Origin of the sequence: Pseudomonas sp. BW7P1 (assembly GCF_024981055.1) — a bacterium.
GTDB classification, from domain to species: Bacteria; Pseudomonadota; Gammaproteobacteria; order Pseudomonadales; family Pseudomonadaceae; genus Aquipseudomonas; species Aquipseudomonas bananamidigenes.
Genome location: NZ_CP103374.1, coordinates 893,058 through 913,955, shown reverse-complemented (window position 1 = coordinate 913,955; position 20,898 = coordinate 893,058). Strand labels below are relative to the sequence as shown.

18 protein-coding genes and 1 pseudogene are annotated in these 20,898 nt (G+C 62.8%); 15 read left to right on the top strand and 4 right to left on the bottom strand.

Features of this window, described 5'->3' with window-relative positions; genetic code table 11:
* Positions 1–19: 19 nt before the first annotated feature.
* From aroQ to NWV16_RS03990, 11 genes are all read left to right on the top strand, one after another.
* A complete protein-coding gene (aroQ, locus tag NWV16_RS04040; RefSeq protein WP_065260261.1) occupies positions 20–475 on the top strand; it encodes a type II 3-dehydroquinate dehydratase in 456 nt (151 codons plus the stop codon).
* Positions 476–499: 24 nt separating this feature from the next.
* A complete protein-coding gene (accB, locus tag NWV16_RS04035) occupies positions 500–967 on the top strand; it encodes an acetyl-CoA carboxylase biotin carboxyl carrier protein (protein ID WP_065260262.1) in 468 nt (155 codons plus the stop codon).
* Between the two features lie 17 nt (positions 968–984).
* Entirely contained in the window at positions 985–2,343 is a 1,359-nt protein-coding gene (gene accC, locus NWV16_RS04030; protein WP_065260263.1) for an acetyl-CoA carboxylase biotin carboxylase subunit, read from the top strand.
* Positions 2,344–2,508: 165 nt separating this feature from the next.
* Positions 2,509–3,387 (top strand): 50S ribosomal protein L11 methyltransferase, encoded by an 879-nt coding sequence (gene prmA, locus NWV16_RS04025; RefSeq protein WP_260522057.1) that lies wholly within the window; start codon positions 2,509–2,511, stop codon positions 3,385–3,387.
* A gap of 30 nt (positions 3,388–3,417) precedes the next feature.
* Positions 3,418–4,689, top strand: a complete 1,272-nt coding sequence (locus tag NWV16_RS04020) for a DUF3426 domain-containing protein (protein WP_260522056.1) — start codon at positions 3,418–3,420, stop codon at positions 4,687–4,689.
* 185 nt (positions 4,690–4,874) lie between these two features.
* Positions 4,875–5,885, top strand: coding sequence for a tRNA dihydrouridine synthase DusB (gene dusB / locus NWV16_RS04015; protein ID WP_065260266.1), 1,011 nt, complete (start codon positions 4,875–4,877; stop codon positions 5,883–5,885).
* Positions 5,882–6,202, top strand: a complete 321-nt coding sequence (fis, locus tag NWV16_RS04010; RefSeq protein WP_003186237.1) for a DNA-binding transcriptional regulator Fis — start codon at positions 5,882–5,884, stop codon at positions 6,200–6,202. The genes dusB and fis overlap by 4 nt, the downstream gene beginning before the upstream one ends.
* 82 nt (positions 6,203–6,284) lie before the next feature.
* A complete protein-coding gene (gene purH / locus NWV16_RS04005; protein WP_260522055.1) occupies positions 6,285–7,892 on the top strand; it encodes a bifunctional phosphoribosylaminoimidazolecarboxamide formyltransferase/IMP cyclohydrolase in 1,608 nt (535 codons plus the stop codon).
* Between the two features lie 189 nt (positions 7,893–8,081).
* Entirely contained in the window at positions 8,082–9,374 is a 1,293-nt protein-coding gene (gene purD / locus NWV16_RS04000) for a phosphoribosylamine--glycine ligase (protein ID WP_260522054.1), read from the top strand.
* Between the two features lie 102 nt (positions 9,375–9,476).
* Positions 9,477–12,254, top strand: coding sequence for a hybrid sensor histidine kinase/response regulator (locus NWV16_RS03995; RefSeq protein WP_260522053.1), 2,778 nt, complete (start codon positions 9,477–9,479; stop codon positions 12,252–12,254).
* A 98-nt stretch (positions 12,255–12,352) separates the two neighbouring features.
* Positions 12,353–12,946 (top strand): MarC family protein, encoded by a 594-nt coding sequence (locus tag NWV16_RS03990; RefSeq protein ID WP_065260272.1) that lies wholly within the window; start codon positions 12,353–12,355, stop codon positions 12,944–12,946.
* Between the two features lie 52 nt (positions 12,947–12,998).
* Here NWV16_RS03990 and cobJ read toward each other — a convergent pair whose 3' ends face one another.
* The 4 genes from cobJ to cobG are packed head-to-tail and all read right to left on the bottom strand — an operon-like array spanning position 12,999 to position 17,350.
* Complete coding sequence (gene cobJ / locus NWV16_RS03985) at positions 12,999–14,702, bottom strand: precorrin-3B C(17)-methyltransferase (RefSeq protein WP_260522052.1); 1,704 nt, start codon at positions 14,700–14,702, stop codon at positions 12,999–13,001.
* Positions 14,702–15,436 (bottom strand): precorrin-2 C(20)-methyltransferase, encoded by a 735-nt coding sequence (locus NWV16_RS03980; protein ID WP_404820953.1) that lies wholly within the window; start codon positions 15,434–15,436, stop codon positions 14,702–14,704. The genes cobJ and NWV16_RS03980 overlap by 1 nt, the downstream gene beginning before the upstream one ends.
* Positions 15,433–16,059, bottom strand: a complete 627-nt coding sequence (locus NWV16_RS03975; protein ID WP_260522051.1) for a precorrin-8X methylmutase — start codon at positions 16,057–16,059, stop codon at positions 15,433–15,435. Before NWV16_RS03975 ends, NWV16_RS03980 begins: the two co-directional genes overlap by 4 nt.
* Entirely contained in the window at positions 16,052–17,350 is a 1,299-nt protein-coding gene (gene cobG / locus NWV16_RS03970) for a precorrin-3B synthase (RefSeq protein ID WP_260522050.1), read from the bottom strand. The genes NWV16_RS03975 and cobG overlap by 8 nt, the downstream gene beginning before the upstream one ends.
* A gap of 143 nt (positions 17,351–17,493) precedes the next feature.
* Between cobG and cbiE the strand changes: the two genes are divergently transcribed.
* The 4 genes and pseudogenes from cbiE to NWV16_RS03950 all read left to right on the top strand — a co-directional run bounded on the left by cbiE (position 17,494) and on the right by NWV16_RS03950 (position 20,896).
* Positions 17,494–18,705, top strand: coding sequence for a precorrin-6y C5,15-methyltransferase (decarboxylating) subunit CbiE (gene cbiE / locus NWV16_RS03965; protein ID WP_260522049.1), 1,212 nt, complete (start codon positions 17,494–17,496; stop codon positions 18,703–18,705).
* On the top strand, positions 18,698–19,795 hold the full coding sequence (locus NWV16_RS03960; protein WP_260522048.1) for a cobalt-precorrin-5B (C(1))-methyltransferase: 1,098 nt from the start codon (positions 18,698–18,700) through the stop codon (positions 19,793–19,795). Before cbiE ends, NWV16_RS03960 begins: the two co-directional genes overlap by 8 nt.
* On the top strand, positions 19,792–20,517 hold the full coding sequence (locus NWV16_RS03955) for a cobalt-precorrin-6A reductase (protein WP_260522047.1): 726 nt from the start codon (positions 19,792–19,794) through the stop codon (positions 20,515–20,517). The genes NWV16_RS03960 and NWV16_RS03955 overlap by 4 nt, the downstream gene beginning before the upstream one ends.
* A gap of 56 nt (positions 20,518–20,573) precedes the next feature.
* A pseudogene (locus tag NWV16_RS03950) lies at positions 20,574–20,896 on the top strand (type II toxin-antitoxin system RelE/ParE family toxin).
* The last annotated feature ends 2 nt before the right edge of the window (positions 20,897–20,898 follow it).

Sequence of the window (20,898 nt, the reverse complement as noted above, 5' to 3'; positions counted from 1 at the left end):
CAAAACAAGGAACACGCAGATGGCGACGCTACTGGTGCTGCATGGCCCCAACCTGAACCTGCTCGGCACCCGGGAACCCGGGACCTACGGGTCGACCACCCTGGCGCAGATCAATCAGGATCTGGAACGCCGCGCCCGCGAAGCCGGCCATCATCTGCTGCACCTGCAAAGCAACGCCGAGTACGAATTGATCGATCGCATCCATGCCGCCCGCAGCGAAGGCGTGGACTTCATCCTTATCAATCCGGCAGCTTTTACACACACAAGTGTCGCATTACGTGACGCGCTGCTGGGAGTGAGCATCCCATTCATCGAAGTGCATTTGTCCAACGTGCACAAACGCGAACCTTTCCGCCATCACTCTTACTTCTCCGACGTAGCGGTGGGAGTGATCTGCGGCCTTGGCGCCAGCGGTTACCGACTGGCCCTGGAGGCTGCACTAGAGCAGCTTGAACAACAAGCTATACGCCCCTGACCGACCCTTGGGAGTTGATGATTCATGGATATCCGTAAAGTTAAGAAACTGATCGAATTGCTGGAAGAGTCCGGCATCGACGAGCTCGAGATCAAGGAAGGCGAAGAGTCCGTTCGCATCAGCCGTAACAGCAAGACTCCAGCCCAGCAGTACTACGCTCCGGCGCCTGCAGCCGCTCCGGTTGCCGCGCCAGCCGCTGCCGCTGCCGCAGCTCCTGTTGCCGCCGCTCCGGCTGCCGCGGCTGCTCCGGCGCTGAACGGCACCGTTGCCCGTTCGCCGATGGTCGGCACTTTCTATCGCAAATCTTCGCCAACCTCGCCAGCCTTCGTTGAAGTCGGCCAGACCGTGAAGAAAGGCGACACTCTGTGCATCGTCGAAGCCATGAAGATGATGAACCACATCGAAGCTGAAACCAGCGGTGTGATCGAATCCATCCTCGTCGAAGACGGCCAGCCGGTTGAGTACGACCAACCGCTGTTCACCATCGTTTGAACTGCGGAGAGCCTTTGATGACTGCGAAGTTGGAAAAAGTTCTGATCGCTAACCGCGGTGAGATCGCCCTGCGGATTCTGCGTGCCTGCAAAGAGATGGGCATCAAGACCGTCGCCGTTTACTCCAAGGCCGACAAAGAGCTGATGCACCTGGGTCTGGCAGACGAATCCGTCTGCATCGGCCCGGCTTCCGCTGCGCAATCCTACCTGCACATCCCGGCCATCATCGCAGCCGCTGAAGTGACTGGCGCCACTGCCATTCACCCAGGCTACGGTTTCCTCGCGGAAAACGCCGATTTCGCCGAGCAGGTCGAGAATTCCGGCTTCGCCTTCATCGGCCCGAAAGCCGAGACCATTCGCCTGATGGGCGACAAGGTGTCGGCCAAGCACGCGATGATCGCCGCTGGCGTTCCAACCGTTCCTGGTTCCGACGGCCCGCTGCCGGAAGACGAAGAAACGGCACTGCGCATCGGCCGCGAGGTCGGCTATCCGGTGATCATCAAGGCCGCCGGCGGCGGCGGTGGTCGCGGCATGCGCGTGGTGCACAAGGAAGAAGACCTGGTCGCATTCGCCAAACTGACTCGCACCGAAGCTGGCGCGGCGTTCGGCAATCCGATGGTCTATCTGGAAAAATTCCTGACCAATCCGCGTCACGTCGAAGTGCAGGTGCTGTCCGACGGCCAGGGCAATGCCATCCATCTGGGCGACCGCGACTGCTCGCTGCAGCGCCGCCACCAGAAGGTTCTCGAAGAAGCGCCGGCACCGGGCATCGACGAGAAGGCCCGCCAGGAAGTCTTCGCTCGCTGCGTCCAGGCGTGCATCGACATCGGCTACCGTGGTGCCGGCACCTTCGAGTTCCTGTATGAGAACGGTCGTTTCTACTTCATCGAAATGAACACCCGTGTTCAGGTGGAGCACCCGGTTTCGGAAATGGTCACCGGTGTCGACATCGTCAAGGAAATGCTCAGCATTGCCGCCGGCAACAAGCTGTCGATCCGCCAGGAAGATGTGGTCATCCGCGGCCACGCGCTGGAGTGCCGGATCAACGCCGAAGACCCGCGCACCTTCATGCCGAGTCCGGGCACGGTCAAGCATTTCCACGCACCGGGCGGCAACGGCGTTCGCGTTGATTCGCACCTGTACAGCGGTTATGCAGTTCCGCCGAACTACGACTCGCTGATCGGCAAGCTGATCACTTACGGCGCCACCCGCGACGAAGCCATGGCACGCATGCGCAATGCCCTGGATGAAATCGTGGTCGACGGGATCAAGACCAACATTCCGTTGCACCGTGACCTGACCCGCGATGAAGGCTTCTGCAAAGGGGGCGTGAACATTCACTACCTCGAGCACAAGCTGGCCGGCGACAAGCACTAAGCTTTCACCGGCACACGACAAGGCCGCCTTCGGGCGGCTTTGTTGTTTGCGCAGTTTTCATCTGCTCACACATTACCCGCTCCCACAAAACCGTCGCGCTCGCGTAAACTTGCGCGCTTCTCGCAGCCATCTGGCTGCAATCAATCTTTTTCACAGGTGCCCGCCATGCCTTGGCTGCAAGTACGTCTCGCCATCAGCCCGGAACAAGCCGAAACCTACGAAGACGCTTTCCTTGAAGTGGGCGCCGTATCGGTGACCTTCATGGACGCCGAAGATCAGCCGATCTTCGAACCCGAACTCAATACCACCCCGCTGTGGACGCATACTCACCTGCTGGCCCTGTTCGAGGGCGGTACCGAAGCGGCGCCGGTTCTGGCTCATCTCGAATTGTTGACCGGCAGCCCGTTGCCCGAACATCACAGCGAAGTGATCGAGGACCAGGACTGGGAGCGCAGCTGGATGGACGGTTTCCAGCCGATGCAATTCGGCCAGCGCCTGTGGATCGTACCGAGCTGGCACGCCGCACCGCACCCTGACGCGGTCAACCTGCTGCTGGACCCAGGCCTGGCATTCGGCACCGGCACCCACCCGACCACCGCCCTGTGCCTGGAATGGCTCGACGGTCAGGATCTGAAAGACTGCAACGTCCTGGACTTCGGCTGCGGCTCGGGGATTCTGGCTATCGCCGCCCTGCTGCTCGGCGCGAAAGAAGCCGTGGGCACCGACATCGACGTGCAGGCGCTGGAAGCGTCCCGCGACAACGCCGGGCGCAACGGCATTGCCGACGAACTGTTTCCACTGTATCTGCCGCAGGATCTGCCGCAGGTCAAAGCCGACGTGCTGGTGGCCAACATTCTGGCCGGCCCGCTGGTTTCCCTGGCGCCGCAACTGTCAGGCCTGGTCAAGTCCGGCGGGCGTCTGGCGCTGTCCGGGATCCTCGCCGAGCAGGGCGAAGAAGTCGCTGCCGCGTACGCGCAGGACTTCGATCTCGACCCGATCGCCAATCGCGATGGCTGGGTGCGCATCACCGGCCGTCGGCGCTAGAATGACCGCTTGCTCAATCCGGATCGCCGCATGACCGACAGCTTCGTCACCCAGTGCCCGCATTGCCAAACCAGCTTCCGCGTCAGCCATACTCAGTTGAGCGTGGCCCGCGGGGTGGTTCGCTGCGGCTCCTGCCTGCAAGTGTTCAATGCCGCCAAACAGCTGCTCGAACAACGCGCAGGCAAGGAAGCTGTCACACCGGCGGCGCCGGCCAGGATCGAACCGGCACCGGTAACCGAAGCACCGGTCGTCGCCAGACCACCCGAGCCACCTGAACCGCCCCAACCGCGCGCCATCAGCCAGAAGCAGTGGAGCGCCGCAGAGCTGGATCTCGACAGTCTGGATCTGGACGGGGAACTGGCTCGTCTCGAACAGCGGGAAATCCAGCCGACCACCGAATTCGGCGGCGCCCGCGAAGAGTCCCTCAGTGCTCGCCGCGACGACCACGAACCGGATAACGAGCCGTGGTCGGACAGCCTTTTCAGCGAACCAGCCGACGAACGGATCGTCGAGGCCGAACACGCAGACGATGTCGCCGATTTTGAACCGGTAAAGCCGGAACGCACCGAGCCATCCCTGTCACTGGTCCCGGTAGACCTCGATGACGAACCCGCCATTCCACAACTGCGCCTGCATGACCCGGTCGATCCGGCAGCTCGCCACGAACGCCTGTCGGCCGATACGGAAATCGATAACGATCCGCCAGCTGTCGAGCCCCCCCGCAAAAAGCGCGAACGCAATGAACCCGGCGTGCGCGCCGAAGCCTTGCAGGATCTGACCGACGATCCGCTGCAACTGGACTGGCAGAAGCGTCGTTCGCCCTGGGGCCGACGCCTGCTCTGGCTGCTATTGGTAATGCTGGCAACTGCCGGCCTCGCCGGCCAGTACATCGCCTATCACTTCGACGAACTGGCCCGTCAGGACCAGTACCGCCCATGGTTTCAGCAACTGTGCCCGCAGATTGGCTGCACGGTGCCGTCCAAGGTCGACATTGCCAAGATCAAGAGCAGCAACCTGGTGGTACGCAGCCACCCGGACTTCAGTGGCGCACTGGTAGTGGACGCAATCATTTATAACCGCGCGCCTTTTTCTCAACCGTTCCCGCTGCTCGAGTTGCGCTTCGCCGACCTCAACGGCCACCTGATCGCCAGTCGCCGATTCAAACCTGGCGAATACCTCAACGGCGATCTCGAAGGCATGGCGGAAATGCCGCCACAGACGCCCATCCACATCGCCCTGGACATTCTCGATCCCGGGCCGAAAGCGGTGAACTACAGTCTGAGTTTCCACTCTCCCGAGTAAAGCGCCTCACCACAGCGTCATTGACGGCAGTTTTCTGACTTTGCCCCGTACGACCAAACCACAGGCAATAACGGAATGACTGTTCAGATTTTGTTCAATTCAGCCTTTATCCAGTCATCGAGAGCGGGTATCATGCCAACCCTTTTTCGAACTCTCATGATCCGGCCCCACTTCAGGGAAGTCCTATGTCGGCGGTACGCATCGGCCCATATACATTACAGAACGGCTTGATTCTCGCCCCCATGGCGGGTGTCACCGACCAGCCCTTTCGTCAGTTGTGCAAGCGATTGGGCGCAGGGCTTGTAGTCTCGGAAATGGTCACCAGTGACATGAGCCTGTGGAACACCCGCAAGTCGCGCATGCGCATGATCCACGAAGGCGATCCCGAGCCACGCTCGGTGCAGATCGCCGGAGGCGACGCGCAGATGCTGGCGGATGCAGCCCGGGCCAACGTCGAGCTGGGCGCGCAGATTATCGACATCAACATGGGTTGCCCGGCCAAAAAGGTCTGCAACAAGGCCGCCGGCTCCGCGTTGTTGAAAGATGAAGCGCTGGTTACCGAGATCCTGCACGCCGTCGTGGCGGCGGTTGATGTGCCGGTGACCCTGAAGATCCGCACCGGATGGGATCGCGACAACAAGAACGGCCTGACGGTGGCGAAGATCGCCGAGCAGGCCGGGATCACGGCGCTGGCGGTGCATGGCCGCACCCGCGCCGACCTGTACACCGGCGAAGCCGAGTACGACACCATTGCCGCGATCAAGCAGGCCGTGTCGATTCCGGTCTTTGCCAATGGCGACATCGTATCGCCGGAAAAGGCCCGCTACGTGCTCGACGCGACCGGTGCCGACGGCCTGTTGATCGGCCGGGCCGCCCAGGGGCGACCATGGATTTTTCGTGAGATCGAACACTTCCTGCGTACGGGAGAAAAACTCCCGGCGCCGGAGCTGTCCGAGGTGGAACGCATTCTGCTTGAGCATCTGGCCGCCCTCCACGCCTTCTATGGGGACGTGATGGGCGTACGCATTGCCCGAAAGCATGTGGGCTGGTATCTCGCAACCTTGCCGGGCGCCAGGGAGTTTCGCGCCCGTTTCAATCGTTTGGATGGTACGGAAACACAATGCGCCAACGTTCGGGAGTTTTTCGCCGAACGTTACAAGAGCCTGACAGGGGACGAAGAAGGGGTGGCCGCATGACGATGATGACCGAGACTTTAGTGAGTGGAACAACACCCGTGAGCGACAACGTGAATTTGAAACAGCACCTCAACACCCCGAGCGAAGAGGGCCAGACCCTTCGCGGGAGTGTCGAGAAAGCGCTGCACAATTATTTCGCCCACCTTGAGGGCGCAGCCGTCACGGACGTGTACAACCTGGTGCTCTCCGAAGTCGAGGCTCCCCTGCTCGAAAGCGTGATGAACTACGTCAAGGGCAACCAGACCAAGGCCAGCGAGCTGCTCGGGCTCAACCGCGGCACGCTGCGCAAGAAACTCAAGCAGTACGATCTGCTGTAAGCATTCAATCCAACCAGAAAGGCGCCCGCGTAAAACCGGTCGCCTTTTTTGCTGACTTCCCTTGCTTTTGATGGAAATTGAGATGACCGACCAGACTACCCGCCTGCCGATCCGCCGCGCCTTGATCAGTGTTTCCGACAAGACCGGGATCCTCGAATTCGCCAGGGAGCTGGAAGCCCTGGGCGTGGAAATCCTTTCCACCGGCGGGACCTTCAAACTGCTGCAGGACAACGGCGTGGCCGCAGTGGAAGTCGCGGATTACACCGGTTTCGCAGAAATGATGGACGGTCGGGTGAAAACCCTGCACCCGAAAATCCACGGCGGGATCCTCGGTCGTCGCGGTGTCGATGACGCGATCATGAGCGAACACGGCATCAAGCCGATCGATCTGGTGGCCGTCAACCTGTATCCCTTCGAAGCCACCATCAGCAAGCCTGGCTGCGACCTGCCGACCGCCATCGAGAACATCGACATCGGCGGCCCGACCATGGTTCGTTCGGCGGCGAAAAACCACAAAGACGTAGCGATCGTGGTGAATGCCAGCGATTACGCCAACGTCCTGGAAAACCTCAAGGCCGGCGGCCTGACCTACGCGCAGCGTTTCGACCTGATGCTCAAGGCGTTCGAACACACCGCCGCCTACGACGGCATGATCGCCAACTACATGGGCACCGTGAACCAGGCTGCCGAAACCCTCTCGACCTCCGGCCGCAGCGAATTCCCGCGCACCTTCAACAGCCAGTTCATCAAGGCCCAGGAAATGCGCTACGGCGAGAACCCGCACCAGAGCGCGGCGTTCTACGTTGAGGCCAAGCCTGCCGAAGCCGGCATCGCCACCGCGACCCAATTGCAAGGCAAGGAGCTGTCGTACAACAACGTGGCCGACACCGACGCCGCACTGGAATGCGTGAAGAGCTTCGTCAAACCGGCCTGCGTGATCGTCAAGCACGCCAACCCGTGCGGCGTGGCCGTGAGCCCGGACGCCGAAGGCGGCATCCGTCAGGCTTATGAGCTGGCCTACGCCACCGACACCGAATCGGCATTCGGCGGCATCATCGCCTTCAACCGTGAACTGGACGCCGAGACCGCCAAGGCAATCGTCGAGCGTCAGTTCGTCGAAGTGATCATCGCCCCGAGCGTCAGCGAAGAAGCCCGTGCCGTCGTCGCCGCCAAGGCCAATGTGCGCCTGCTGGCCTGCGGTGAATGGTCGGCGGATCGCGCTCCGGCCTGGGACTACAAGCGTGTCAACGGCGGTCTGCTGGTGCAGAGCCGCGACATCGGCATGATCGGCGCTGACGACCTGAAAGTGGTGACCAAGCGTGCACCGACCGAGCAGGAAATCAACGACCTGATCTTTGCCTGGAAAGTGGCCAAGTTCGTCAAGTCCAACGCCATCGTCTACGCCAAGAACCGTCAGACCATCGGTGTCGGCGCCGGCCAGATGAGCCGCGTGAACTCGGCACGTATCGCTGCGATCAAGGCTGAGCACGCCGGTCTGCAGGTCGCAGGCTCCGTGATGGCATCCGATGCGTTCTTCCCGTTCCGCGACGGTCTGGACAATGCGGCCAAGGTCGGTATCACTGCGGTGATCCAGCCAGGCGGCTCGATGCGTGATGCCGAGGTGATTGCTGCTGCTGATGAAGCCGGCATCGCCATGGTATTCACCGGCATGCGCCACTTCCGCCACTAATCAGACAACGGCCGCACTGAAGCCGGCATCTGCTGCGTTGGAGCCGACCTCGATGATGCTCATTGCCAAAAGGCAACTCCGCTCACCGAGGTCGGCTCCGCCTTGCATCTACCGACTTCATTGCGACCTCCTGGAGCGTGAAGCGCTTCAGGTTCTAAAACAGAATCAGCGTCATCCGAGGTTTTTGAAATGAATGTTTTGATCATTGGCAGCGGTGGCCGCGAACACGCCCTGGCCTGGAAAGTGGCTCAGGATCCGCGTGTACAGAAGGTTTTCGTCGCACCGGGCAACGCCGGCACCGCGATTGAAGCCAAGTGCGAGAACGTCGCCATCGACGTGCTGGCACTCGAGCAACTGGCGGATTTCGCCGAGAAAAACGTTTCCCTGACCATCGTCGGCCCGGAAGTACCGCTGGTCGCCGGTGTTGTCGACCTGTTCCGCTCCCGTGGCCTGGACTGCTTCGGTCCGACTGCCGGTGCCGCACAGCTCGAAGGCTCGAAAGCCTTCACCAAGGACTTCCTGGCGCGCCACAAGATTCCGACCGCCGACTACCAGAACTTCACCGAGATCGAGCCAGCCCTGGCTTATCTGCGTGAAAAAGGCGCACCGATCGTGATCAAGGCCGACGGTCTGGCCGCCGGCAAAGGTGTGATCGTCGCCATGACCCTGGCCGAGGCCGAAGACGCCGTTCGCGACATGCTCGCGGGCAACGCGTTCGGCGACGCCGGCTCCCGCGTCGTCATCGAAGAGTTCCTCGACGGCGAAGAAGCCAGTTTCATCGTCATGGTCGACGGCAAGAACGTCCTGCCGATGGCCACCAGCCAGGACCACAAACGTGTCGGCGACGGCGACAGCGGCCCGAATACCGGCGGCATGGGGGCTTACTCCCCGGCCCCGGTGGTCACCGCCGACGTGCACCAGCGTGTGATGGACCAGGTGATCTGGCCGACCGTGCGCGGCATGGCCGAGGAAGGCAACGTCTACACCGGTTTCCTGTACGCCGGTCTGATGATCGACAAGGCCGGCAACCCGAAGGTCATCGAGTTCAACTGCCGTTTCGGTGATCCGGAAACCCAACCGGTGATGCTGCGCCTGCAGTCGAGTCTGGTGCTGTTGGTCGAGGCGGCATTGGCTCAGGCACTGGACAAGGTCGAAGCGCAATGGGATCCGCGCCCGAGCGTCGGCATCGTGCTGGCGGCCGGCGGTTACCCGGGCGACTATGCCAAGGGCGCGAAGATCAACGGTCTGGACGCGGCAGCCGCACTGGAAGGCAAGGTCTTCCATGCCGGTACCGCACTCAAGGACGGCAACGTCGTGACAGCCGGTGGTCGGGTGCTGTGTGCCACCGCCATGGGCGCCAGCGTAGGCGCCGCTCAGGAGCAGGCCTACAGGCTGGCCAAGGCCATCGACTGGGAAGGCTGCTTCTACCGCACCGACATCGGCTACCGTGCCATTGCCCGTGAACGCGGCGAAACCCGCTGATAAGCTACGCTGTGTGTCCGGCAGGGACCTTGCGTCCCTGCCGGACTGTTCCGACGCTGCGCATCGTTATATTCTGGCATCAACCTACGAAGGGATTTCGCCGTGCGCTGGCTCAGGATTGCCATAGGCTTCACCGCCACCTTGCTGACCTTGCTCTGCATGCTTCCGGCCCAGGCCGCGCAAGGCAGTGGCTGGTCGATATTGCTCGACGATCAGGGCATTCTTCAGCTGAGCGATATCCGCTCCGCCCGCTACACCAACCAATTCAGTCCCATCGAGCTCGACCGCCTGACCGCAGCCGAACCCGATGGCGCATTATGGCTTCGCTTCAAACTCGCTCCCGGCAAGCACGAACAGGTGCTGCGGATCTTTGCCCCCGACCTGTCGCACCTCAATCTGTACGTACTGGACGGCGAGCAACTGATCGAGCAACGGGAAACCGGCACAAGGCAGGCACAGGCCGAGCGCCCTCTGCCCAGCAGTGACTTCCTGCTGCCGCTGCCGCAAAGCGACAAGCCCCTGGACGTTTATCTGCGACTGGTCTCCGAACACCAGTTACGCCCCTACATCACCCTGCAATCGGCGGTGATGGGCGCGGCCAACCATAACCAGACGCTGATCTACGGGCTGCTGTTCGGCTGCCTCGGCATGCTGATCCTGCACAACCTGATCCGCTACGCCTACACCCGCTCGCGCAGCAGCCTGTGGCTGGCGGTGTGTGAAGGCCTGCTGAGTCTGAGCCTGTTGCTGCTGCTCAACCTGGCCGGCCCGTGGCTGCCGAACTGGCATGCGATCCAGACCCCCGGCGCCTATCTGGCGCTGCTGCTGACGGCACCGGCCGGCCTGATGTTCGCCTACCGTTTCTTCGCGCCGCTCGGCGAACATCCGCTGAACAAGCTGCTGCTGGGCGACATCCTGCTCATCGTGATCTGCAGCCTGCTGCTGTTGTTCGTCAACACCCTGCCGCTGAACATCATCACCTACGCACTGGTGGCGCTGGCCGGGCTGAGCATGCTGCTGGTGGGTTTCTATCACTGGCAGAAAGGCTACCGCCCTGCCCGGCTGTTCGTCGCCGCGATGGTGGTGTTCAACATCGGCACGCTGATCATCCTCCCGGCCCTGCTGGGGTTGACCCTGGTGGCGCCGCAAGGTCTGATCATGACGCTGATGGGCTTTATCTGCATCAGTGGACTGCTGATGAGCATTGCCCTGGGCGAACGCCAGCGCAGCATCACCGAAAGCCGTTTCAGCATCAGCCGCGACCTTGCCGCAAGCAACGCCGAGATCAATGCCAAGGCCGAGTTCCTGGCCAAGATCAGCCACGAAATCCGCACCCCGATGAACGGCGTGCTGGGCATGACCGAGCTTTTGCTCGGCACGCCGCTGTCGGTCAAGCAACGAGACTATGTGCAGACCATTCACAGCGCCGGCAACGAACTGCTGACCCTGATCAACGAGATCCTCGACATCTCCCGGCTCGAGTCCGGACAGATCGAGCTGGACGACGTGCAGTTCGACCTCAATGCCCTGATCGACGATTGCCTGAGCATCTATCGGGCGAAGGCCGAGCAGCAGAGCGTGGAACTGATCAGTTTCATTCAGCCGCAGGTGCCCCGGGTCATCAGCGGTGATCCGACGCGCTTGCGCCAGACCTTGCTGAGCCTGCTGGAAAACGCCCTGAAGAAAACCGAGGAAGGCGAAGTGCTGGTGGTGGTCGCCCTCGATGAACGCAGCGTCAGGCCGCGCCTGCGCATCGCCGTGCAGGACAGCGGCCAGCCGATGGATCAGGAAGAGCGCGACGCGCTGATGCACGCCGAACTGCACAGCAAGCATTTCCTGTCGGCCAACCGGCTGGGCGGCAATCTCGGGCTGGTGATCGCAAGGCAACTGATTCGTCTGATGCAGGGCGAGTTCGGTATCAAGAGTGGCGGCTCCCAGGGCAGCACACTATGGCTGACCCTGCCCCTGGATCCCGATCGCCTGGAGCATCCGACCTCCGACCTCGACAGCCCGCTGCAAGGTGCGCGGGTACTGGTGGTCGACGACAACGAAACCTGCCGCAAGGTGCTGGTGCAGCAGTGCAGTGCCTGGGGCCTGAACGTCAGCGCCGTGCCGTCAGGCAAGGAAGCGCTGGCGCTGCTGCGCACCAAGGCGCATCTGCGCGACTATTTCGATGTGGTCCTGCTGGATCAGAACATGCCCGGCATGACCGGCATGCAACTGGCCGCCAAGATCAAGGAAGACCCGAGCCTGAATCACGACATCCTGCTGATCATGCTGACCGGCATCAGCAACGCACCGAGCAAGATCATCGCGCGCAACTCGGGGATCAAACGCATCCTGGCCAAACCGGTGGCCGGTTATACCCTCAAGACCACGCTGGCCGACGAACTGAACCAGCGCAATCGCGGCCAGGTAGTGTTCCAGCCTCAAGTGACCGGCCCGGCCACGACCGTCAAGGTTCCGAGCGACTTCCGCATCCTCGTCGCCGAAGACAACACGATCTCCACCAAAGTGATCCGCGGCATGCTCGGCAAGCTCAACCTGCAACCGGATACCGCCAGCAATGGCGAGGAAGCCTTGCAGGCCATGAAAGCCCAACGCTACGACCTGGTGCTGATGGACTGCGAAATGCCGATCCTCGACGGCTTTTCCGCGACCCAGCAACTGCGGGCCTGGGAAGTCGTCAATCAGCGCATCCGCACGCCGATCGTTGCACTCACCGCGCACATCCTCGCCGAGCACAAGGAACGCGCGCGTCAGGCCGGCATGGACGGCCACATGGCCAAACCGGTGGAACTGTCACAACTGCGCGAGCTGATCGAGCACTGGGTGGCCCAGCGTGATCAGCACAATCGCACGACAGCCCGTACTCCCTGACCCCGGTCAGCACTCACGTCTTCGATTGGAACATCGTGTGATCAAGCCAGAGCCGCCTGATAGACTCCGTTCAACTTTCGTCGGCGCGAGTTTCAATCATGCTCCATGAGTTGTTCAGCGTTTACCTGAAGATGCTGGTGCTCTACAGCCCGTTCTTCGTGTTGTCCTGCTTCATCAGTCTGACCCGGGGTTATTCGCGCAAGGAACAACGCCGACTGGCCTGGAAAGTGGCGATCGCCACACTGGTTTCCAGCGTCCTGCTCTATCTGTTCGGGCGATTCATATTTGAGATATTCGGCATCACGGTGGACGCCTTCCGCATCGGTGCAGGCAGCGTGCTGTTCATCTCGGCGCTGGGCATGGCCCAGGGCAAGCCGGCGGTGCAGGCTGACAATGTGCAGCAGGATGTGACCATCGTCCCGTTGACCATCCCGCTGACCGTCGGCCCCGGCACGATCGGTGCGCTGCTGGTAATGGGCGTCAGCCAGCCGCACTGGGACGACAAGCTGATCGCGATCATGAGTATCGCGCTCGCCAGTTTTACCGTCGGCGTGGTGTTGTATCTGTCGAACCGGATCGAGCGGATTCTCGGCGATCAGGGATTGCAGATCGTCAGCCGGCTCATGGGATTGTTTGTCTGTGCCCTGGCTGCACAGATCATCTTTACCGGGGTGAAGGGTTATCTGGGTTGACTCGCCATCCCTGAATTGAAAAAGCGGCTCCGAAGAGCCGCTTTTTCATGCCTCAGGTTTCGGGTTTCTCGCCATACCAACGCGGCGTATACACCCACTCCCCGCCTTCGGCGCGAGGGAATGTGCAGGTTGTGGAGGATCCCACCAGCACCATGGTGCGCATGTCCACCTGATCCGGGGTCAGTGCGCCAAGTGTCGTCACCCGCAGTGTCTGCCCCGGACGGCCGATATCACGGCCCAGTACCACGGGTGTTTGCGGCGTGCGGTGTCGGGCGACGATTTCCAGCGCTCGTCCCAATTGCCACGGACGGGCACGGGAGATCGGGTTGTAGAACGCCAGCGCCAGATCCGCCTCGGCAGCCAGATCCAGACGCTTCTCGATGATCGACCACGGCTTGAGGTTGTCCGACAGCGACATCACGCAGAAATCGTGACCCAGGGGCGCACCGGCCTGAGCGGCGGTGGCGAGTGACGCGGAAACCCCCGGCAGGATTTCCAGGTCGACGCTGTGCCACGCCGGATCCGTCGACTCGTGAAGCGCTTCGAGCACCGCCGCCGCCATGGCGAACACACCCGGATCGCCGGAGGAAACCACGATCACCGAACGGCCCTGGGCAGCCAGCCTGAAGGCGTGACGGGCGCGCTGCATCTCTTCGCGGTTGTCGGTGCAGTGCTGCACCTGGTCATCGCGGAACGGGCCGGCCATGCGCACGTAGGTTTCGTAACCCAGCACATCGGTGGCCCGGGCCAGTTCGGCCTTCACCGCCGGCACCATCAACTCGGCGGCGCCAGGACCAAGACCGATGACGGCCAGGCGTCCGCGCGGGCGACCGATTTGCGAAACCTCCAGCGGCTGCTCGGCCACCGCGATGGCGATATCGTGGGCGGTCGCGATGATCCGGGCATCGGGGACAGCGTGGCGGGCCAGCTCGGCCATGTCATTTGCCGGCGCCACAAAGCGCAGCGGCACGGCCAATTCAAGCGCGGCTTCACGCAATGCCGGGCTGGCCATCTGAACGTCAGCCGCCACCAGACAGGCCAGCGACTGAATCGCCACACCGGCCTGCAGCATCGCCTTGCGAATCGCATCCGGCAGGTCGGCCACATCGGCACCGACCGCCACCGCCACGCTGCGCGGATAAATCAGCAGCTCGCTGGCGCTCGCCGCCCGGGCATCGCTGCCGACATGAATCGAGCGCTGCGCGTGCGGGTCTTCCGGCAGTTGCGCCTGATCGAGCCACGGCGCATCGCCATCGATGCGCACGCTGTGACCGGCCAGCAGATCGGAGACAAAACGTTTGCCCTGTTCCAGATCACCAAGGGTATAACCGCCGGGCGGATTGAGCAGACAGGTGCCGAAACGCAATTCGCCGCTGGTGGTGATCGCCGCAGCCACTTCAAGCGCCGTACCGATCTCGCGGGCCATGACATTCACCCCGCCGAGGCCGCCGAGCAGCGGCACCACGGCGCTGCCGTCTTCCGCTACGGCAAGCACGGGGGGCTCGACGCCCTTCTCCAGCAACAGCGGCGCCAGGGTGCGAATGACGATCCCCGCCGCGCACAGGGCAATGATCGGTGTGTCTTGCCGATACAGCTCGCGCAGGGTTGCGCCGAACTCGCTGTAAGTCAGATCGGCGCCTTCGACGCGACCGGACAGGCCATGGATCTGCGCACCCGGATAGACCTGCTGAAGGCGACGGGCCGTGGCAAGCGCGCCCTGGCCGAGAATGACGATGGCCGGTGTGGATTGAGTCATCAGCCTTGCCACCGTTCGCCGGGAACAATGATCAGCGAGAAGTACGGCGACGACATCGGCTCGACCTCGTCCAGCGGCACGATCTTCTGGTTGGCCATGGTCGCACGCTCTACGTACAACGCTCGTTCGGCCAGTCCCAGCTCGCCCAGCACCTCACGTACTTTGGGGAAGTTGCGCCCCAGCTTCATGATCACTGCCGCATCGGCGTCCGCCAGACGACGCTTGAGCTCTTCGTGAGGCAGCACACCGGACAGCACCGACAGGCTCTGGTTGCGATACACCAGCGGCGCGCCCAGTACCGACGCCCCGCCCAGCATCGAGCAGACGCCCGGCACCACTTGCGCTTCGTAACGACTGGCGAGACGGTCGTGCAGGTACATGTAGGAACCGTAAAAAAACGGATCACCTTCGCAGATCACCGCCACATCGCGACCGGCATCCAGATGCGCGGCCACTTCCTCTGCCGCGTCATCGTAGAAATCGCTGATCACCTGTTCGTAGGACAGCGGCGCCGGCAGCACTTCGGTGGTCACCGGGTACACCAGCGGCAGCAGGTTCTGCGCATCCTGCAAGTGCGCTTCGATGATGCCGAATGCGTTGCCCTTCTTGCCCTTGGCCACGAAGTACGCCACCACCGGCGATTCGCGCAGCAGACGCAGAGCCTTGACGGTAATCAGTTCCGGATCACCGGGGCCGACGCCCAGGCCGATCAAACGTCCTTTTGCCTGCATCATTCGACCTCCGTGGCAAGGGCGTTGACCGCAGCGGCGGCCATGGCGCTGCCACCGAGGCGGCCCTGCATGATCACGAACGGCACGCCACGGCTGTTGGCGGCCAGCTCGGCCTTCGATTCGGCTGCCCCGACGAAACCCACCGGGAAGCCGAGGATCAGCGCCGGTTTCGGCGCACCGGCGTCGAGCATTTCCAGCAGATAAAACAGTGCGGTCGGCGCATTGCCGATCACCACCACGCTGCCTTCCAGATGCGGACGCCACAGCTCCAGCGCCGCCGCCGAGCGGGTGTTGCCCAGCTCACGCGCCAGCTCCGGCACGCTGTCATCGCGTAGGGTGCAGATCACCTCGTTGTTGGCCGGCAGGCGCGCACGGGTCACGCCCTCGGCAACCATCCGCGCATCGCACAGGATCGGGGCGCCAGCGACCAGCGCATCGCGCCCGGCCTTGCCGGCGCCTTCGGAGAACTGCAGCCCGTCGATGGCTTCGACCATGCCGCAGGCGTGAATCACCCGCACCGCTAGCTTTTCCAGGTCGGCCGGGATGCGCGCCAGATTGGCCTCGCGGCGAATGATCGCGAAGGAGTTGCGATAGATCTCCTGACCGTCGCGGATGTAATCAAGCATCAAGGGGACTCCGTGAGCGATCGGCGAGCAGGGTCGCGACCGCTTCGATAGTAAGGTTGTGAGCGTGCAGCGCGCCGAAACCCGGCTGCGCCGCATCGCGAAAATAGAGATTGTAGTGACCGGGGGCGACCGCCAGCAGCGTCGCCGGGGCACGGTGTGCAGCAGCGCAGGACCGCGAGCAGCCGGACAAATGCACATCCACCGCGTGTGGCAACAACGCAGCCAGAAGGCGGGCATCGTGTTTGGTATCGGCCAGGCCTTTGCCACAGCCACTGGAGCCGGTGCAGGCGATCAGGTGCGACAACGGGTCGTCAATCCGGGTCAGCAGGTTCAGCTTGCTCAGAGCATCGAGCACTTGAGCGGCATCTGCCTCACGCACATTGGGCACCAACAGACTCTGCCAGGGCGTGAAACGCAGGCTGCCGTCGCCAAAGGTTCTGGCCAGTCGCGCGGCGCCACGCAGCATAACCGGATCGAGGCGGCCGAGGGCCGGTGCGGCGCCGACATACACTTGACCGGCCAATGGCTGAGGATGGACTCCGAGGTGCAGACCTTCCGGCGCCGCTTCGCGCTGCCAGTCACCGATGCTCTGCAGCCTGATCCGCCGACCGAGCTTTTCCAGGAACATCGGCGCCGGGCATTCATCCAGCAGATGTCGCATTCGCGTCTGCTCCGGCCTGGCCAGATCGAGGAACAGTTCCAGCACCGCCACCACCAGTGCATGGCCGTCCGCAAGTGCCACGCCAGCCAGCGGTCGATCCGTCGGGCAACCCGCCAGACCGAACGCCAGCAGCGTATCGCCGTGCTCTTCGTACGCCGACAACCACAGATCGTGGGGATGTTCGAGCATCGCCAATGCTTCACCGCCATCCAGTTGCACGGCGAACTTGGCGCTCAGTTCATGGAAACGCGGATGGCTTTGCAGGGTTTCGAGGATCTGCCCGGCCAATGGACGCGTGTCGAAACGCATCTGCGGATCGATCCCGGCGGCCGGGCTGAGCATCAGGTTGCGCACGTCGTCACCCGCTGCGGTACGCGGGCCGAGACCGGCGGCCAGCAAGCTGTCGATCAGCGCGGCGGACCGGTCGCCGATGCCGCGGATCTGCAGATTGCTCCGATTGGTCGCCTCGATCACCCCGCCGGCAAAGCGTTCGGCGGCACTGGCCAGTGCATCGGCCTGATCGGCGGTGATCGAACCGCCATCGAGCTTGATCCGACAGATACCGCCATCCAGCGCCTGGACGATACGCAGCAACCCCGGGCAGGCCGAGGGACGTATGGCTGTGGACATCAGGCGTTCGTTCAAGGGGCTGACCGGCTCAGTGGGAAAGGCTTCGTACGCGAAGGCGCGGTATTATGCCTGCTTTGTCCGACGGCATGAAAAGTCTGCCCGTCGGAACAGCTCGTTTGCGGACACTTTCTTGAGGGCTACAGATGTCACCCTGGCTGACAGTAGTAGGAATCGGTGAAGACGGCTTCAAGGGCCTGGGCAAAAACGCCCGGCGCGCCCTGATGGACGCCTCACGGATCATCGGCGGCCAGCGCCAGCTGGAGCTGTTGCCGGTGTGCATCCGTGGCGAGCGCCAGCTGTGGCCGAGCCCGTTTTCGCTGGCCCCGGTTCTGGAGCGCCGCGGCGAAGCGGTGTGCGTGCTGGCCAGCGGTGATCCGATGTTCTACGGCGTCGGTGCGAGCCTGGCTCGTCAGATTCCGGACGCAGAGATGCGGGTACTGCCGGCGCCGTCCTCTTGCTCGCTGGCGGCAGCCCGTCTGGGCTGGCCGTTGCAGGACGTCAATGTGTTGTCGCTGGTGGCGCGCCCGCTTGCAGCCCTCAACGCCCAGTTGTCCAGCGGCGTGCGCCTGTTGCTGCTGAGCAACGACGGGCAAAGCCCGGCAGCCGTCGCACAATTGCTGCGCGAGCGCGGATTCGGCGCCAGTCGCCTGAGTGTTCTGGAACATCTGGGCGGCAGCGCCGAACGCCGCATCGACAGCATCGCCAACGACTGGAACGAGCCGGCCATTGCCGATCTCAACGTGATCGCCATCGAGTGCCTCGCCGATCCGCAAACTCCACGCCTGTCACGCCTCGCCGGCCTGCCGGACACTGCGTTCAAACATGACGGCCAGTTGACCAAACGCGACGTGCGCGCCATCACCCTCGCCCGCCTCGCCCCGACGCCGGGTGAACTGTTGTGGGACGTCGGCGCCGGCAGCGGCTCGATCGGTATCGAGTGGATGCGCGCGCACCCGAGCTGTCGCGCGCTGGCGATCGAGGCCGACGCAGGTCGCCAGCAATTGATCGAGCACAACCGGGATGCGCTGGGCGTTCCCGGCCTGCAACTGATCCGGGGCAGCGCACCGCAAGCCCTTGCGGGCCTGGAGCGTCCGGACGCGATATTCATCGGTGGCGGCGTGACCCGCGAAGGCGTACTCGACACCTGCTGGGCGCAACTCAAACCCGGCGGCCGCCTGGTGGCCAACGCCGTGACCCTGCAAAGCGAAATGACCTTGATGAACTGGCGCGAACACCACGGCGGCGAGCTGACCCGCATCCACATCGCCCAGGCGCAACCGCTGGGCGAGTTCGACACCTGGCGTCAGGCCTTGCCGATCACCCTGCTCGACCTGGTCAAACCCCTCGATGCGTGACGAAACCGCCGAACAACCCGCGCCCCTGCGCAGCGGCCTGACCACCGGCAGTTGCGCCACGGCCACCAGCCTCGCCGCCGCCCGCCTGCTGCTTGGCGGCGTGGTGGCGGACGCCGTACAGATCGTGTTGCCCAAGGGCAAACAGGTGCAGATGCGACTGGAATTCTGTCGTCTGACCGAAGACGGCGCCGAAGCCGGAACCCTCAAGGATGCCGGCGACGATCCCGACGTGACTCACGGCGCCCTGCTCTACTCGCAGGTCAGGCTGTTGACCGAGCCGGGAATCCGCTTCATCGCCGGCAAAGGCGTCGGCACCGTGACCCGTCCGGGTCTGGTGCTGGGCGTTGGCGAACCGGCCATCAATCCGGTGCCGCGCAAGATGATCAGCGATCACCTGTTGCTGCTCGCCGCTGAAACCGGCTATCGCGGCGGCTTCGAGGTGACGGTCAATGTCGAGGGCGGCGAAGCCCTGGCGTTGAAGACCATGAACCCGCGCCTGGGCATTCTCGGTGGCTTGTCGATTCTCGGCACCAGCGGCATCGTCCGGCCGTTTTCCTGCGCGGCGTACATCGCCTCGATCCATCAGGGTATCGACGTGGCGAAAACCAATGGCTATCTGCACATCGCCGCCTGCACCGGCAACGCCAGCGAAGACACCATGCGCCGGGTCTACGACCTGCCGGAAATCGCCCTGATCGAAATGGGCGACTTCGTCGGCGCGGTACTCAAACACCTGCGCAAAGTGCCTGTGGATAAACTCAGCCTGTGCGGCGGCTTCGGCAAGATCAGCAAACTGGCGGCGGGGCACATGGATCTGCATTCGCGTCATTCGAGCATCGACCTGCCGCAACTGGCCGGATGGGCGGCGGCAATTGGCGCCGATGACGCCTTGCAACAAGCCATTCGCGGGGCGAACACCAGCCAGCAGGCATTGGCGATGGCCAGTGCGGCGGGTGTTGCACTGGGTGACGAAGTTTGTCGCCACGCCCTGAAATTCGCCCGCAGCGTGGTGCCGGCGCAGGTGCAGGTCGAGGTGTTTGCGATTGATCGTCAGGGCGGCATCGTCGGTCATGCGGGAGCGTTTGCATGAAACGGATTCTGTTGCTGGGCGGTGTGACTGAAGCGTTGGCCATCGCGCGCACTTTGGGGCCGGAACACATTTACAGCCTTGCTGGCGTCGGCCGTGTGCCGACCGATCTCAACTGTCGGGTGCGCGTCGGCGGCTATGGCGGCGCAGAGGGGCTGGCGCAATTCGTTCGCGATGAAGGCATCGGTCTGCTGCTGGACGCGACCCATCCGTACGCCGCGCAAATCAGCCACAACGCCGCCACCGCCGCGCAACTCACCGGCATCCCCTGCTGGGCCCTGCGCCGCCCCGCCTGGCAACCACAGCCGGGTGATGACTGGCGCGAAGTCACCGACTGGGCGGAACTGATCGCCGCTCTCGCCCCTTTTCGTCGCCCACTGTTCACCCTCGGCCGCGAACCGCTGCAACACCTGCACGAAATCCCTGAACACCAGTTCTGGACCCTGCGCGCCCTCGACGTTTATCCCGGCAACGAACGCTGCGAAGTCATCGGCGCCCGGGGGCCGTTTCTGCTGGAAGATGAGCGGGCATTGTTCGAACGACGGCAGATCGACGTATTGATCAGCAAGAACAGCGGCAGCACCGCGACCGAGCCGAAGCTGGACGTGGCGCGGGCGCTTGGGGTGCCGGTGATGGTGTTGAAGCGGCCGGTGTTGGCGGGGGTTGATCGGGAGTTTTGGACGCTTCAAGAAACACTTGTTGAATTGGAGACGATCAACTCCTGAGGCAAGATCCACGGCTTGCATGATAAGTAACCTATTTGTTACCTTCAGGGCCGACTGTGATCACACTCGAAGAATATCTACTAGAAAACGATTCAAGCCCGTTTGGCCGTTGGATCGACATTTTGAGCGTGCCGGCCGCAGCGAGGGTTTCAAAAGCCTTGGCACGGTTGGAAGCGGGCAACACCTCCAATATCAAGTGGTTCGATGGTCTCGGCGAATACAAAATAAACTGGGGTCCTGGCTATAGAATTTGGGAAAACGACTGATCATCTTGTTCGGTGGAGGAGATAAATCAACACAGAGACAGGACATCAAACAGGTGAAAGCACTGATAGCTGAATTTCGAACTCGAAAAAAAGCTGAACAGAACCAGAGGTAATT

Bases quoted from the DNA above. Each gene is read 5' to 3' on its own strand.
- aroQ (WP_065260261.1), top strand. From the start codon at position 20: ATGGCGACGCTACTGGTGCTGCATGGCCCCAACCTGAACCTGCTCGGC.
- accB (WP_065260262.1), top strand. From the start codon at position 500: ATGGATATCCGTAAAGTTAAGAAACTGATCGAATTGCTGGAAGAGTCC.
- accC (WP_065260263.1), top strand. From the start codon at position 985: ATGACTGCGAAGTTGGAAAAAGTTCTGATCGCTAACCGCGGTGAGATC.
- prmA (WP_260522057.1), top strand. From the start codon at position 2,509: ATGCCTTGGCTGCAAGTACGTCTCGCCATCAGCCCGGAACAAGCCGAA.
- NWV16_RS04020 (WP_260522056.1), top strand. From the start codon at position 3,418: ATGACCGACAGCTTCGTCACCCAGTGCCCGCATTGCCAAACCAGCTTC.
- dusB (WP_065260266.1), top strand. From the start codon at position 4,875: ATGTCGGCGGTACGCATCGGCCCATATACATTACAGAACGGCTTGATT.
- fis (WP_003186237.1), top strand. From the start codon at position 5,882: ATGACGATGATGACCGAGACTTTAGTGAGTGGAACAACACCCGTGAGC.
- purH (WP_260522055.1), top strand. From the start codon at position 6,285: ATGACCGACCAGACTACCCGCCTGCCGATCCGCCGCGCCTTGATCAGT.
- purD (WP_260522054.1), top strand. From the start codon at position 8,082: ATGAATGTTTTGATCATTGGCAGCGGTGGCCGCGAACACGCCCTGGCC.
- NWV16_RS03990 (WP_065260272.1), top strand. From the start codon at position 12,353: ATGCTCCATGAGTTGTTCAGCGTTTACCTGAAGATGCTGGTGCTCTAC.
- cobJ (WP_260522052.1), bottom strand. From the start codon at position 14,702: ATGACTCAATCCACACCGGCCATCGTCATTCTCGGCCAGGGCGCGCTT.
- NWV16_RS03980 (WP_404820953.1), bottom strand. From the start codon at position 15,436: ATGATGCAGGCAAAAGGACGTTTGATCGGCCTGGGCGTCGGCCCCGGT.
- NWV16_RS03975 (WP_260522051.1), bottom strand. From the start codon at position 16,059: ATGCTTGATTACATCCGCGACGGTCAGGAGATCTATCGCAACTCCTTC.
- cobG (WP_260522050.1), bottom strand. From the start codon at position 17,350: ATGTCCACAGCCATACGTCCCTCGGCCTGCCCGGGGTTGCTGCGTATC.
- cbiE (WP_260522049.1), top strand. From the start codon at position 17,494: ATGTCACCCTGGCTGACAGTAGTAGGAATCGGTGAAGACGGCTTCAAG.
- NWV16_RS03960 (WP_260522048.1), top strand. From the start codon at position 18,698: ATGCGTGACGAAACCGCCGAACAACCCGCGCCCCTGCGCAGCGGCCTG.
- NWV16_RS03955 (WP_260522047.1), top strand. From the start codon at position 19,792: ATGAAACGGATTCTGTTGCTGGGCGGTGTGACTGAAGCGTTGGCCATC.